At 65.4% G+C, this 14,766-nt stretch carries 12 protein-coding genes; 9 read left to right on the top strand and 3 right to left on the bottom strand.

All coding sequences use genetic code 11. The features are described 5' to 3' along the window. Positions 1–68: 68 nt before the first annotated feature. Positions 69–2,306, bottom strand: coding sequence for a primosomal protein N' (locus F0A17_RS12500; protein WP_187774690.1), 2,238 nt, complete (start codon positions 2,304–2,306; stop codon positions 69–71). A 170-nt stretch (positions 2,307–2,476) separates the two neighbouring features. Here F0A17_RS12500 and rpmE point away from each other — a divergent pair, with 170 nt between their 5' ends. Beyond that, the gene (rpmE, locus tag F0A17_RS12495) at positions 2,477–2,692 is read left to right on the top strand and encodes a 50S ribosomal protein L31 (RefSeq protein ID WP_149328657.1); all 216 of its coding nucleotides are present in this window, start codon (positions 2,477–2,479) and stop codon (positions 2,690–2,692) included. Positions 2,693–2,964: 272 nt separating this feature from the next. Continuing rightward, positions 2,965–4,236: a malic enzyme-like NAD(P)-binding protein gene (locus F0A17_RS12490; RefSeq protein WP_149328656.1), complete on the top strand. Its 1,272-nt coding sequence runs from the start codon at positions 2,965–2,967 to the stop codon at positions 4,234–4,236. Positions 4,237–4,320: 84 nt separating this feature from the next. Here F0A17_RS12490 and F0A17_RS12485 read toward each other — a convergent pair whose 3' ends face one another. Together F0A17_RS12485 and F0A17_RS12480 are read right to left on the bottom strand one after the other, a co-directional pair. Beyond that, complete coding sequence (locus F0A17_RS12485; protein WP_149328655.1) at positions 4,321–5,070, bottom strand: DUF481 domain-containing protein; 750 nt, start codon at positions 5,068–5,070, stop codon at positions 4,321–4,323. 99 nt (positions 5,071–5,169) lie between these two features. Next, positions 5,170–7,692 (bottom strand): penicillin-binding protein 1A, encoded by a 2,523-nt coding sequence (locus F0A17_RS12480; RefSeq protein ID WP_149328654.1) that lies wholly within the window; start codon positions 7,690–7,692, stop codon positions 5,170–5,172. A gap of 261 nt (positions 7,693–7,953) precedes the next feature. Here F0A17_RS12480 and pilM point away from each other — a divergent pair, with 261 nt between their 5' ends. From pilM to aroB, 7 genes are read left to right on the top strand one after another with little or no spacing between them, the layout of a single operon-like run. Continuing rightward, complete coding sequence (gene pilM, locus F0A17_RS12475) at positions 7,954–9,015, top strand: type IV pilus assembly protein PilM (RefSeq protein ID WP_149328653.1); 1,062 nt, start codon at positions 7,954–7,956, stop codon at positions 9,013–9,015. Further along, complete coding sequence (locus tag F0A17_RS12470) at positions 9,012–9,596, top strand: PilN domain-containing protein (RefSeq protein ID WP_149328652.1); 585 nt, start codon at positions 9,012–9,014, stop codon at positions 9,594–9,596. Before pilM ends, F0A17_RS12470 begins: the two co-directional genes overlap by 4 nt. After that, positions 9,593–10,216 carry a type IV pilus inner membrane component PilO gene (locus tag F0A17_RS12465; RefSeq protein ID WP_149328651.1) on the top strand — a complete coding sequence of 208 codons (624 nt, stop codon included), beginning with the start codon at positions 9,593–9,595 and terminating at the stop codon, positions 10,214–10,216. Before F0A17_RS12470 ends, F0A17_RS12465 begins: the two co-directional genes overlap by 4 nt. Beyond that, complete coding sequence (locus tag F0A17_RS12460) at positions 10,213–10,728, top strand: pilus assembly protein PilP (RefSeq protein ID WP_149328650.1); 516 nt, start codon at positions 10,213–10,215, stop codon at positions 10,726–10,728. The genes F0A17_RS12465 and F0A17_RS12460 overlap by 4 nt, the downstream gene beginning before the upstream one ends. Before the next feature lie 52 nt (positions 10,729–10,780). After that, positions 10,781–12,901, top strand: coding sequence for a type IV pilus secretin PilQ (gene pilQ, locus F0A17_RS12455; RefSeq protein WP_149328649.1), 2,121 nt, complete (start codon positions 10,781–10,783; stop codon positions 12,899–12,901). Continuing rightward, positions 12,901–13,443, top strand: a complete 543-nt coding sequence (gene aroK / locus F0A17_RS12450; protein WP_149328648.1) for a shikimate kinase AroK — start codon at positions 12,901–12,903, stop codon at positions 13,441–13,443. The genes pilQ and aroK overlap by 1 nt, the downstream gene beginning before the upstream one ends. Positions 13,444–13,450: 7 nt before the next feature. Continuing rightward, positions 13,451–14,557: a 3-dehydroquinate synthase gene (gene aroB, locus F0A17_RS12445; protein ID WP_149328647.1), complete on the top strand. Its 1,107-nt coding sequence runs from the start codon at positions 13,451–13,453 to the stop codon at positions 14,555–14,557. The last annotated feature ends 209 nt before the right edge of the window (positions 14,558–14,766 follow it).

Raw genomic sequence — 14,766 nt, 5'->3', positions numbered from 1 at the left:
TTTAAACCCTGCCGGCATCGCTTCAGGCTTCGGGCTCAGGAGGCCAGTTGGCAACTCGTGGCGCGTCGCTAAGCCAGCGTCTGCGGGTCGACGTCCAGCGACCAGCGCACCCGGCGCGCCTCCGGCGAGGCTTCCAGCCAGGCGGTGAGCTGCGCGCAGGCGGCATGCAGCTGGCTGCGTCGCGCGCTGCTCAACATCAGCTGCAAGTGATAGCGGTTCTGGCGTCGCTCCATGGGTGCCGGCACGGGGCCCAGGCAACTGACGTCGGGAGCGTGCGCGGCGACCCAATGGCGCAGCATTGCCGCCGCCTCGCCGCCCAGGGCACTGGCGGCTTCCTCCTTGGGGCTTTCCAGCCGCAACAGGGCGAGAAAGCGATAGGGCGGCAGGGCGGCGGCGCGGCGCTCGGCCAACAGCTGCTCGGCCAGCGTATCGTAGCCTTGCTGAGCCAGCATGCGCAGATGAGGGTCGTCGGTATGCAGGGTCTGCACCAGCACGCGGCCGGGATGGCTGGCACGGCCTGCACGTCCGGCAACCTGAATAAGCAACTGGGCGCTGTGCTCCAGGGCGCGAAAATCGCTGGCGTAGAGACCGCCGTCGGCATTGACCACGACCACCAAGGTGACATGGGGCAGATGGTGGCCCTTGGCCAGCATCTGGGTGCCCACCAGCAGGCAGGGCTCGCCGCGGCGCACCTGGCCGAGCATGTGCTCGAAGGCGTCGCGTCGGCGGGTGCTGTCGCGGTCGATGCGATGGACAGGCACCTTGGGGAACAGTGCCGCCAGGGTCTCCTCGGTGCGCTCGGTGCCGCTGCCCAGCGGACGCAGATCGGCGCTGCCGCAACTGGGGCAGGCGTCCGGCACCGGACGTCGCTTGTCGCAATGGTGGCAGGCCAGCATGGGGGGCTGTCGGTGCAGCGTCATGCGCGCATCACAGTGGTCGCAGTCGGCCAGCCAGCCGCAGGCATGGCAGGCCAGGGTCGGAGCGAAGCCGCGTCGATTGATGAAGATGAGCACCTGGTGTCCGGCCGCCAGGGTTTCGCGGATCGCCTCGATGGCCGGTGGGATCAGACCGCCCTGGCGCGGTCGCCCGCGCAGATCGATCAGCTCGAGCCGGGCCGGCGCATGGCGGCTGGCGCGGCGGGTCAGGCGCAAGTGCCGGTAGTTGCCGCGTTCGGCGTGATAGAGGCTTTCCAGCGATGGCGTGGCGCTACCCAGCAGCAGGGGAATGGCATGGTGCTTGGCGCGGGTTACGGCCAGGTCGCGGGCATGGTAGCGCAGCCCCTCCTGCTGCTTGAACGAGCCGTCGTGCTCTTCGTCGACGATGATGACGCCGGGGCGGGCCAGTGGCGTGAAGATCGCCGATCGGGTGCCGATGATGATCGGGGCGCGTCCGCTGGCTGCCGCCTCCCAAGCGTCCAGGCGCTCATGGTCGGTGAGCCCCGAGTGAAGGGCCACTACCGGGACGCGGAAACGTTGCCGGAAGCGCGCCAGGGTCTGCGGCGTCAGGCCGATCTCCGGCACCAGCAGCAGCGCCTGGCGATCACGGGCAACCACCGCCTCGATCAGCTGCAGGTAAACTTCGGTCTTGCCACTACCGGTGACCCCGTGCAGAAGACAGGGATGGAAGGCCTCGAGACGTTCATGGACGGTTGCGAGCGCCTGGGCCTGCTCCCGGTTCAGCGGCAGCGCCGGTTCGGCCAGCAGGCGGCCGGCGCCGGTCTCGGCGGCAGTCAGCGGGTCTAGGAGACGCTCGACCAATCCCTTGTCGACCAGGGCCAGGAGTTGTTCGCGAGAAAAGCTCTGAGCCAATACGGCCTGGGTCGGCAGGCCGTGGTGATGCTGGCGCAGCATGGCCAGCAGCTCGGCCTGCCGCGGTGCGCGAGCCAGACGCGCCTCGGCCTCCGCAGACGGGGGCAGGGCCTGCCAGCGCTCGCGCATGCGGCCGGCCAAAGGACGCCCCTGACGCAACAGCACGGGCAGCGCCTGGTGCAAGGTATCGCCTAACGAATGCTGGTAGTAACGTGCGGTGAAGCGGCACAGCCATAGCCAATCTTCAGGCAGTGGGGTCGCGTCCAGGCAGGCTTCCACGGGCTTGAGCCGATCCGGGGGCAAGTCGCTCGAGTCGATGCACTCCACCACCACGCCGACCATTTGGCGCCGGCCGAACGGTACGCGCACACGCAGGCCAGGCTGCCAGCCGCAGGCCGGCGGCTCGCGCAACGGGCGATAATCGAACAGCCGCCTCAGCGGCGTGGGCAGCGCCACACGCAGGATGCGTGGCGAATGGTGAGGGATGGAATCGGGCAATTTGCCTCCGGCGTCGACTCTGCTAGAATATCCGGCCGTCGTGGCGCCTGGTGCCTCTGGTATCGGGGCGGCGGCTACCGGTTGGTTAACGACGAGTACTGACGACAGACAACCCGTATGCGGTGCCTGGCAACGGATCAGGTGGCGGCATACCGCTCATGAGGCTCAAGATGAAACAAGGTATTCACCCGGATTACAAGACGGTCACCGCGACCTGTTCCTGCGGCGCGACCTTCGAGGTCGGCTCCACTGCCGGCCATGATCTGTCACTGGACGTTTGCTCCCAGTGCCATCCCTTCTATACCGGCAAGCAGAAGCAGGCGACCACCGGTGGTCGCGTCGAGCGCTTCAACAAGCGCTTCGGAGCTGCCATCAAGCGCGGTTGAACCTTGCCGCGCCGGCGAACCGGCACGAGAAAACCCGCCTTCATGGCGGGTTTTTTCTTTTTTGCTCGTGCCGCATCGAGAGCGGCGACCAGTGAGGCGCCGTCAGCGATAAGGTTAGAGTTATAACAACGAGGGTGGGCATAAGTTGCAACAAATGGATGCGATTGTTCGCGAACACGTGTTCAAATCCGAAAAAAGCGCTTTCATTGAGATGTGGAATCTTTTTCTATAATCTTGTGGCTCTTATCCTCAGTTGGAAACCGGATCACAGCATGACAGACGCCAAGAAACAGGCTGCGCTGGACTATCACGCCAAGCCCATCCCCGGAAAGCTCTCGGTGGAGTTGACCAAGCCCACCGCGACCGCTCGCGACCTCGCCCTGGCCTATAGCCCCGGCGTCGCCGAGCCGGTGCGCGAAATTGCGCGCGACCCGGAGAACGCCTACCGCTATACCGGCAAGGGCAACCTGGTGGCAGTGATCTCCGACGGCAGCGCCATCCTGGGTCTGGGCAACTTGGGGCCGCTGGCGAGCAAGCCGGTCATGGAAGGCAAGGGAGTGCTGTTCAAGTGTTTCGCCGGCATCAATTCGGTGGACGTTGAGGTCAATGCCGAAAGTCCGCAGGCGTTCATCGACACCGTGGCGCGTATCGCCGATACCTGGGGTGGCATCAATCTCGAGGATATCAAGGCGCCCGAATGCTTCGAGATCGAACAGGCGCTGGTCGAGCAGTGCAACGTCCCGGTATTCCACGACGATCAGCACGGTACCGCCATCGTAACCGCTGCGGGGATGCTCAACGCGCTGGAAATCGCCGGCAAGCGCCTGGAGGAGGCTCGGATCGTCTGCCTGGGCGCCGGGGCGGCCGCCATTGCCTGCATGAAATTGCTGGTGGCCTGCGGCGCACGCTCGGAGAATCTGGTGATGCTGGATCGCCGCGGCGTCATTCATGCCGGCCGCGAGGGGCTTAACCCCTACAAGGCGATGTTCGCCGTGGACACCGACAAGCGTACCCTCGACGATGCCATCGACGACGCCGACGTGTTCATCGGCCTCTCGGGGCCGAACCTGATGACGGCAAAGCATATGCGCAAGATGGCGAAGAATCCGATCGTCTTCGCCTGCACCAACCCCGACCCCGAGATTCATCCCGACGTGGCGCGAGAAGCGCGCCCGGACGTGATCATGGCCACCGGGCGCTCCGATTATCCCAACCAGGTCAATAATGTGCTGGGCTTTCCCTTCATCTTTCGGGGGGCGCTGGACGTCCGGGCGACGCGCATCAATGAGGAAATGAAGGTGGCTGCGGTGCATGCGCTCAAGGACCTGGCGCGTGAGCCCGTGCCCCAGGCGGTGCTTGAGGCTTACGAGCGTGAGCAGATGGCATTCGGTCCCGAATACATCATTCCCACGCCCGTCGACGTGCGTCTGCTGGAGCGGATCCCGGCCGCGGTGGCCCAGGCTGCGGTGGATTCCGGCGTGGCGCGTCGCCCCTACCCGGCCCATTATCCGCTGAAGACGGTGGAAGACGTCTACGGCGGTTGATATCGGTACCAGGCGATCAAGCACAGTGCGATGCGCCGGCCAAAGGCCGGCGCATCGCGTTCTGGATTGCCAAGGGTTGCCGAATTACCACGTGTAGAGCAGGGTCGCGTTGGTGGTTTGGTCGGTGTTCGCGTCCGCCGTCTCGGGCGGGTTGGAGTTGTGCTTGATCTCATGGGAAAGGCGCAGAGAAAGACGCGAATTGAGACGGGCGGTGAGCGACGACACCGAGCGTGAGGTGGTGTTCGCGTCGGTGGCTTCCACCGACATCTCCTGTCGCACGTAGGAGGAGTCGGAGAGTGTCCACTGGTAATCGAGTGCGCTGTAGACGACGCCCAGATTGTTGTTCTCCTCATCCTCGATCCGGTCATGCCGATACCCCGGCCCGGCCTCGAGCGACAGCCGATGGGACTCGCGATCTATCACGTGGCGGCCATAGCCGCCGATGGCGGTGAACTGCTGGTCGTAACCGCTAAAGCGGTCCTTCTCCCAGCGGGCGAAGCCGAACAAGTAGTGGGGGCCATCGAAATCATAGCGCTCACGACCGGAGATCAGGTACTGCTCGGCACTGGTATCGCCGTCGCGAGTGACGTGGCGCACCTCGCTGCGCAGCGTGTGCGTCCAGTAACGGCTGGTCAGCCAGGTCAGTCGACTCTTGCCAAGCAGGGTTTGGCTATCGGTGTTACCGGTGAGTTGGGTATAGCCGAGTTCGGCTTCGCCGCTGAAGGTGGGCGTGTTTTCCTCGGGCGGCGGAGGCGCATAGAAAAGGCTGGCTGCCGAAGCGATGCCTGGGAATAGCGATAATCCCAGGGCGTTCCAGGATGATAGACGTGGCATGACGAACGAACCTGTATTGCCGAAGTGACGAAGCCGCCGATGGGGGCATGCACGGTTGGCAAGACGAAGGGCGGCCTCCCTGCCGCCCGGTACGGCGCTCTAGAAAATCGCCTCATAGCTTCCTGTTCCCTGCGAGCCGCTGCGTTGCTCGACCTCCTGCTCGATGCGATGCGGCTCCATGTCCGGCAGATGGTCGGGGTGGAAGATCTCGGAAATCCCGCCCGACTGGCCATCGCTCAGGCGGCGTCCGGTCTGTTCGTCGACGCGTGCCGTCACCAGCGCTTCGGGCGGCTCCGGCATGGCTTCGGGACTGCCTTCGAGGGCGTTGCGCATGAAGTCGATCCAGATCGGTAGAGCGGCGTTGCCGCCATACTCGGCGATCGACTCGTTGTTATCCTTGCCGACCCAGACGGTGGCCACCAGGTCGTCGTTGTAGCCGGCGAACCAGCCGTCGCGCTGATCGTTGGTGGTGCCGGTCTTGCCGACCACGTCGTTGCGCTCGAGCGACAGGGCGGCACGGCCGGTGCCGTTCTCGATCACGTCGCGCAGCATGTCGCGCAGGATGTAGACAGCGGTGGGATCGGCGACTCGCGGCGCGATCTCGTAGCGCTTGCCGTCGATCACGACCTCGGTCTGCTCCTCTCGACACTCGCGGCAGGCAACCATCGGGTGCGCCTCGTCGATGAGCTCCTCGTCGTTGCCCCGGGTGACCCGTTCGATGAACCAGGGCGAGACGCGAAAGCCGCCGTTGGCCAGCACTGCGTAGGCATTGGTCATCTCCAGCGGCGTCAGATCGGCGCTGCCGAGGGCGAGCGAAAGACCGCGCGGCAGTCGGCTTGAGGAGAAGCCGAAGCCCTCCAGGTACTCGATGGTATTGTCGAGCCCCAGCGTCTGGAGGATGCGGATCGTCACCAGGTTGCGCGAGCGGGCCAGCGCCACGCGAAGCCGGGTGGGCCCGAGGAAGTCGCCGCTGGAGTTCACCGGTCGCCACAGGCTGCTGCCGTCGTGCATGACTACCGGGGCGTCATTAACGACCGTGGAGGCGGTCATCAGTCCGGTATCGAGAGCGGCGAGGAAGACGAAGGGCTTGAAGATCGAGCCCGACTGTCGTTGCGCCTGCACGGCACGGTTGAATTTGCTGGCATTGAAGCTGAAGCCGCCCTGCAGGGCGAGAATGGCGCCGGTCCGGGGGGCCATCACGACGATCGAGCCCTCGGCGTCGGGACGCTGAGAGAGCCGCCAGCTGCCGTCGTCCCGCTGCAGAATGCGCACCAGGTCGCCGGTGGCGGCGATTTCGGCGGCGGAGGAGGGTTCTGCGCCACGCGCCCGCGGGCTGCGATATTCGCGCGCCCAGCTCAGGCCGTCCCAGTCGAGGGTGACGAGTTCGCCGTCGTGAGTCAGCACGCGCATCTCACGGCCCTCGCTCTCGACCACGATCGCCGGCTGCAGCGGGCCGAAGCCCGGTGTGCGCTCCAGCACGCGCAGCCAATTGCTGACGTCACCCTCGATTCCCTCGACCCGGGTCTGGCTGCGCTCGGCGGCCTGGCGGGCGGTCTCCATGATTTCGGGCGATTCGTCCAGCTCCTCTTCCAGGCCGCGTCGCTCGGTGCGGGCTTGGGCCTCGGCGAGACTGGCGGGAATGTTCCGCTCTTCCGGTCCGCGCCAGCCGTGACGGGTATCGTAATCGATCAGGCCGTTGGCCAGGGCCTGGCGGGCGTAGGGTTGCAGTTCGCTATCCAGCGTGGTGTGAATGCGGTACCCGCCGGTGTAGGCGTCCTCGCCGAATCGCTCGATGGCGTACTGGCGTGCCATCTCCGCTACGTAATCGGCATCCACCTCGACCTGCGCCACGTAGCGCCGCGCGGTGGTAGGCTCCTTGACAGTGGCTTCATAGGTGGCTTGGTCGATGTAGCCGAGCTCGCGCATGCGGTAGAGGATCCAGTTGCGACGGATCAGTGAGCGCTCGGGATTGGCCAGCGGGTTGAAGGACGATGGCGCCTTGGGCAGCCCGGCGATCATCGCCTTCTGTGCCAGGGTCAGCTCGTCGAGAGGCTTGTTGTAGTAGATCTCCGCAGCCGCGGCGATGCCGTAGGCCCGATTGCCGAGGAAGATCTTGTTGACGTAGAGCTCGAGTATCTCCTCTTTGCTCAGGATGCGCTCCATCTGCAGCGCGAGCAGGATCTCGCGAATCTTGCGGGTGAAGGTCCGGTCGAGAGTCAGCAGGTAGTTGCGCGCCACCTGCATGGTAATGGTGGAGCCACCGGACTGGATATCGCCGCTGGATGCCAGTTCCAGGGCGGCGCGCGCCAGGCCCTTGGGGTCGACGCCGCGGTGGTCGAAGAAGGCAGCGTCTTCGGCGGCCAGCAGGGCCTGGAGGAAGTCTTCGGGAATCTCGTCGAAGGTGACCGGCATGCGCCGCTCCTCGCCGTACTCACCGATCAACTTTCCATCACGGGTGAAGATGCGCAGGGGAGTATGCAGCTCGAAGTCCTGCAACTGGCGCACGTCGGGCAGCCCCGGCGAGAAGTAAAGGGCAGCGCCCGCCACGCTGAGCAGGGCGGCGGCGGAAAGTGATACCAACAGCCAGAAGGCCGTAAAAAGCAGGGTCTTAATCCAATTCATGAAAAGGCGTTATCCGTGTGAGAACAGGAAGGGAACGGCGATGAAAATAGCGCCTTCACTGGCGTGGCCATTATAGGAACCCAAGCCGCTCGTCACCAGCGTTGAGGCGCGGTCCCTGCCACATTGTGTGGGCTGAAGCATTCTCGTGTAACCTCATTCCTGGAGAGCGAGTATGATCTTTCTCAGTCTTGGCGCCTCGATGGCCTAAGGCGCAACGATAAACAAGCCGCACCGTAGGTATGACGCAAGGGCCATGAATTGATGCGACTCAGACCCGCCAAGAAGGGGTTGATCGGTGTCGATATCACCTCGGCAACGGTCAAACTGATCGAACTCAAGCAGGTGGGCGCCCAGTACCAGATCGAGAGCTATGCCGTCCGGCCGCTGCGCGAAGGCGCCGTGGTCGAGCGACGCATCCGCGACATGGGCGACGTGGCCGACGCGCTGCGCCGCGCCGTGGAGAGCGCCAGGCCCGCCTCGCGGCTGGCCGTGGCCGCGGTTCCGGCAAGCGCCGCCATTACCAAGACCCTGACGTTGCCCGCCTCGCTCAACGACGACGAGATCGAGGCGCGCATACAACTCGAATCCGACAAGCACATCCCGTTTCCGTTCAGTGAAGTGGCCCTCGATTTTCAGCGCCTGGGACTCAATGCCCGCTATGGGGATCAACAGGACGTGCTGTTGGTCGCCTGCCGCCAGCAGGACGTCAACCAGCTCACCGACGCCCTGCGGCAGGCCGGCCTGACCCCAGCAGCGGTCGATGTCGAGACCTTCACCATGGAGCGCGCCTTCCGTGAGCTGCGCCATCAATTGCCGCCAGCGGGCGGTGACGATGACTGCGTGGCGCTGGTCGACATCGGCGCGACCATGAATGCCTTCCACGTGCTGCGCGGTGGGCGGATCATCTACAGTCGCGACACCGTGTTTGGCGGACGTCAGCTTACCGAAGAGATACGGGTGCGCTACGGCTTGACCCTGGAAGAGGCCGGCCTGGCGAAGAAGCGTGGCGGCCTGCCCGAGGATTACCGAACCAGCGTGCTCGCCCCCTTCATCGACACCCTGGTACAGCAGGTGGGACGCTCGTTGCAGCTCTACTATACGGCAGGCCGCAAGCACGAGGTGCGGCGCATGGTGCTGGCCGGCGGTTCGAGCGTGATCCCCGGCCTGGCCGAACGGCTCGCCCAAGAGAGCGCCATGCAGGTGGTCATCGCCAACCCCTTCCTGCGCATGAGGATCAACCCTCGCATCGACGTGCAGACTCTGGCCAGCGACGCGCCGGCGATGCTCACCGCCTGCGGCCTGGCCATGAGGTCGCCGACATGAGCATCGAGATCAACCTATTGCCATGGCGTGAGCGTCAGCGGGCGCGGCGCAGTCGGCGTTTCTATCTGGCCTTGGCGGCGATGGCGCTGCTCGGGGTGTCGGGTGGGTTGGGGGTGGCGCGCTACTACGAGGCCGCCGTCGACGCCCAGCAACAGCGCAACGCGCATATCCAGCAGCGCATGCGCCAGCTCGACGGCGACATCCGCTCGATCGGCGAATACGAAGCGATCCGCGAGCGCACGATCGGCCAGGTCGAGGTCTTCAGCGCCCTGCAGCAGGGCCGCACCCAGACCGTTCTCGTGTTCCGCGACCTTACCCGCAGCCTGGTCGACGGCGTCCATTACACCCAGCTCAGCCGCCAGGGCGACCAACTGCGGCTGACCGGGCGCGCCGAGAACAACCATCGGGTTTCCGAGCAGATGCGCGCCCTCGACGCCGCTTCCGCCTTCTCCGAGCCGGTGCTCTCCGAAGTGGAGACGGATGGCGGGGCGCGGCGCCGCTTCAGCCTAGGCGTGGCGCAGCTGGGCGAGAACGGTTCGATGGCGAATCAGGCCAATCGCGAAGGGGAGGCGGAGCCATGAACCTGCAGGCCGAATGGCGCCGTCTTCGAGAGCTCGACTGGCGCGAACTGGACGTCAAGGAGTCGGGGACCTGGCCGGTGCTGCTGCAATGGGTTTGCTGCCTGTTGGTGCTGGGCCTGACCTTCGCCGGGACCCACTTCTATCTGGCGGGTCCCCGGGCGGAAGCGCTGCAGCAGGCCGAGGCGGAGGAAAGCCGGCTACTGCTCGATTATCGCAACCGGGCTGCCCAGGCCGCGCGCCTGCCGGACATGCTGGAGCAGATGACGAAGCTCGAGGCGCGCATGAGCGAGCTGATGGCCATGCTGCCGTCGGGGGCGGAGATTCCGTCGCTCATCGACAGCATCAGCGAGAGTGCGATCGATCACCAACTGTCGATCGATTTCATCCGTTTGCGCAGCACGATCGAGCGCGATTTCTATATCGAACGTCCCTTCGACCTGCAGGTGGAGGGCGAGTACCACCACATCGCCGGTTTTCTGGCCAGCGTCGCGGCATTACCGCGTATCGTGACGCTGCACGATTTCGTGCTGGCGCCGGTGGAGGGCGGCGATCGCCTGCGTCTGTCGATGCTGGCTCGCACATACAGTTACCGCCCGCAGGCCGAGGAGGGGAGGCCATGAGATGGCTGACCTTGGGCATGGGGTGTCTATTGCTGAGCGGCTGCGTGGACCCTGAGCTGGGGGAGCTCGATCGGCGGCTCAGCGATATCCGCAACGATCCGGGTACCCCAGCGCCGCTGGAGATGCCCGAAGTGCCGCAGCATGAGGCGATGCCCTACCGCGAGAGCGATCGCCGCAGCCCGTTCCGCCCCGAGCTGCCCGAGCCGGAAGAGGGGCCCACGGGCAGCAGCAACCTGGCGCCGGACCCCGAGCGGCCGCGGGAGCCGCTCGAAGCCTTCGAGCTGGCGTCGCTGGATCTGGTGGGCGTACTGACCATGAGCGGCGAGTCCCATGCGCTGGTCAAGGCGCCGGGCGGCGAAGTGTATCGCCTGCGGACGGGCAACTATCTGGGGCGCAATCACGGCCGCATCGTCAGCATCGCCGACGCGTCGATCCAACTGGTGGAACTGGTCTCGACGGGTGGCGGTGGGTGGGTGGAGCGCACCGCGCAAATGACATTGGAAGACGACTAACCGGGGCGCCGGCGGGCAAGACGGGCAGGAACCAGGCAAGGGGAAGGGAACGATGAGACAAGCGATTCGCACATTGGCAGCGCTCTGCCTGACGCTGGTCACCATGCCTGTCCTGGCGGCCACGACGTTGACCGATCTCGACTTTCGCCAGGGCGAACGCGGCGAGCTGCTGATCGACCTGACGTTCAGCGACGGCGTACCGGAAGTGCGCGGCTATCGGCTCGACGATCCGGCGAGGCTGACCATTGACCTGGTGGATACCGCCAACGCGCTGGAACGGCGCCGTATCGATCTGGGTATCGGGGGGGTCGAGCAGGTCACCGCCCTCGAGGCGGGATCGCGAACGCGACTGGTGTTCAATCTGGAGGGGGCACTGCCCTATGACACGCAGCAGCAGGGCGATCGGCTGCGGCTTGCCATCGGCGGCGACCTGCCGGCCGCTCCGGTTGACGCTGAAAGCGACCGAATGGCGGCGCCCGGTGCGACGCCGTCCCCGTCGCCGCGCGGCACGCCGTCGATCGCCGAAATCGATTTTCGCCGCGGTGAAGGCGGCGCCGGGCGTCTGGTCGTTACCTTCGACAGGGCGGGCGTCGATGCCCGGGTGAGCGAGGCGGGGCGCCATCGCATCGTCGCCGAACTCGCCGGGGTCGATCTGCCCGAGTCCCACAACCAGGTGCTCGACGTCAGCGATTTTGGCACTCCATTGCGGCGCATCACGCCGCGCGTCGGCCGCGACGGCGTGACGCTCGACATCGAGGGCAGCGGCGACTTCGCCATGCTCTCGACCCAGAGCGGACGCCGGTTGACCATCGAGGCGCAGCCGCTCGATCAACAGGAGCGCGAGGCGCGCATGCGGCGCCAGTTTCCCTACACTGGCGAGCGCATCACGCTCAACTTTCAGGACATCGAGGTGCGTTCGGTGCTGGCGATCATCGCCGACTTCACCGGGCTCAACCTGGTCGCCAGCGACAGCGTGACCGGCCAGGTCACGCTCAATCTTCGCGATGTGCCCTGGGACCAGGCGCTGGATCTGGTGCTCAAGAGCCATGGCCTGGCCAGTCGCCAGGAAGGCAACGTGATCGTCGTCGCTCCGGCCAGCGAGCTGGCCAACCTCGAGCGCCAGGCGCTCGAGGCGCGTGAGCAGGCCGAGACCCTGGCGCCGCTGGTGTCGGAGTACGTGCAGATCAAGTACGCCCGGGCCGAGGATCTCGCCCAGTTGCTGCGTGGCGGCGAGGGCTTCGGGTTGCTCACCGAGCGCGGCCGGGTGGCGGTCGATCAGCGCACCAACATGTTGTTGATCCAGGACACCGCCGATCAGATTCAGGACATTCTGAGCACGCTGGAGCAGCTCGACGTGGCGGTGCGCCAGGTACAGATCGAGGCGCGTATCGTCATCGCACGCGACGGCGTGACCCAGGAGTTGGGAGTGAACTGGGGGGCGTCCGGTGGCGGTAGCCGCTTTAACCTGGGGGGCGCCTCGACCGGCACGCCGATCTCCGCCTATGGCGATGGCTTCACCGGTCAGCGCGATTCGCGAGGCCAGTTCACCGGGGAGTTCGACGATCCCACCGGCAGCCGCTTCCAGCGTGGCGGTCTGGCAGTCGACCTGGGCGGGGCCAACCCCATGACCAGCTTCGGTTTCGGTTACCTTTCGGGCGACATCCTGCTCGATCTCGAGCTGCGCGCACTGGAGAGCGAGAACAAGAGCCAGACGATCTCCCAGCCGCGGGTCATCACCGCCAACCAGCGCACCGCCATCATTCGCCAGGGCGAGGAGCGTGCCTACCAGTCCATCGGCGAGGGCAACGTGCCCCAGACCGAATTCAAGGAGGCGGTGCTGTCGCTGGAGGTGACCCCTCAGATCACGCCGGACAATCGCATCATCATGGATTTGGTGATCACCAACGACAGCTTCCGAGATGTCGCCACTGGCGAGCCGCCGATCGATACCAACAGCATCGAGACCCAGGTGCTGGTCGACAACGGTGAGACCGTGGTGCTGGGCGGGATCCTGACCACCGAGCAGCTCAGCCGACTGGCCAAGACGCCCTTCTTCGGCGACCTGCCTGTGCTGGGGCGGCTTTTCCGGTACAATGAAAGCAGCAATCAAAAGGTGGAGCTGCTGGTGTTCATCACTCCACGAATACTCGAAGACGGTCTGGCGATTCGTTGATGCAGGACTTGCCCAATCTGATCCTGGTCGGTCCCATGGGGGCCGGCAAGAGCACCATCGGCCGCCTTCTGGCGGCCGAGCTGTCACGCGGCTTCCATGACAGCGATCATGAGATACAGGCACGCTGTGGCGCCGATATCCCATGGATCTTCGACGTCGAGGGCGAGTCGGGTTTTCGCCAGCGCGAGGCGCAGATGATCGAGGAACTGACCGCGCTGGAGAAGGTGGTGATCGCCACCGGAGGCGGCGCCGTGCTGCGCGAGGAGAATCGGCGCCGGCTACGTGAGCGGGGGACCGTGATCTATCTTTTCACTACCGTCGAGCAGCAACTCCGGCGAGTGGCCAAGGATCGCAATCGTCCGTTGCTCCAGCGCCCCGATCGCGAGCAGGTGCTGCGCGAGATGTTCGACCTGCGCGACCCCCTCTATCGCGCCACGGCCGACATCGTGGTGCGTACCGATCGGCGCAGCCCGCGTGCCGTGGTCAACGATATCGTGCGTCGCGTCCAGCGGCTCGTCGATCCCCTACAGGTCAAGGCGTGAGTATCCCATGAGCGATTCCCCAGCGACCCGACGCAGTCTCGAGGTGGCGCTCGGCGAGCGTAGCTACCCCATTCATATCGGACCGGGGCTGATCGGTGATCCCGCCTGGCTGACGCCTCATCTGGCCGGTCGTCAGGTCATGATCGTTACCAACGAGACGGTGGCGCCGCACTACCTGGCGCGGCTGCGCGAGGGGCTTCCCGGGGAATTGACGGTGCACGAGCTGATTCTGCCCGACGGTGAGGCGACCAAGACGCTCGCCAGCGTGACCCGTATCTGGGATGCCCTGCTCGAGGCCGGGTTCAATCGCCGCTGCACGCTTGTCGCCCTGGGGGGCGGCGTGATCGGCGACATGACCGGGTTCGCCGCCGCCTGCTACCAGCGCGGCGTTGCCTTCGTTCAGGTGCCGACCACGCTGCTCGCCCAGGTCGACTCCTCGGTGGGCGGCAAGACGGGCGTCAACCATCCGCTGGGCAAGAACATGATCGGGGCTTTCTGGCAGCCGCGGGCGGTACTGATCGACACCGATACGCTCAGGACCCTGCCGGAACGAGAGCTTTCGGCGGGCCTGGCCGAGGTCATCAAGTACGGTCTGATCCGCGACGCGGCTTTTCTGGATTGGCTGGAGGCGGAGCTGCCGGCGCTGCGTCGGCTCGAGCCGGCGGCGCTGACGCGAGCCATCGAGCGCAGCTGCGAGCTCAAGGCCGAGATCGTCGCTGCGGACGAGACTGAGCAGGGCGTTCGGGCCCTGCTCAACCTGGGCCATACCTTCGGTCATGCCATCGAGGCGCACCAGGGCTATGGCAACTGGTTGCACGGCGAGGCGATAGGCGCCGGCATGGCGATGGCTGCTGAGTTGTCCCGTCGACTCGGTTGGCTCTCCGCGGCTGAGGTCGAGCGCACTGCCACGATCCTTGCGGCGGCCGGTTTGCCGCTCGCAGCGCCTGCCGACATGGGAGTCGACGATTTCCTGGCCCTGATGCGATTGGACAAGAAGAACGTCGACGATCGTTTGCGCCTGATACTGCTCGAAACGCTGGGCCGCGCAGTGATCCACGACAAGACGCCCCGAGCGCAGCTCGAGGAACTGCTGGCCTCCTTCCCACGGCGTTAATCGTAGCGCCCCCCCCCTTTCTCCTGCCAAGCCGCTGGCAACGCCTCTTGGGCCGCACGAAGCGATTCGTGCGGCCTTCTGCTCTGTGCCGTTTGGTGCTCTTGCCAGCGCGTCTTGTTGTTGCCTCGGATTCAAATCCGCATGCCTCATGCCGGATCGGTATGGAAAAAAACAGGCTAATTAGACCAAAGTCGCATACAAGATTTCGA

Origin of the sequence: Billgrantia pellis, from assembly GCF_008297955.1 — a bacterium.
Classification (GTDB): domain Bacteria; phylum Pseudomonadota; class Gammaproteobacteria; order Pseudomonadales; family Halomonadaceae; genus Halomonas; species Halomonas pellis.
Note: the sequence above shows the minus strand (reverse complement) of the source record. Positions and strands in the feature narration are given on the sequence as shown.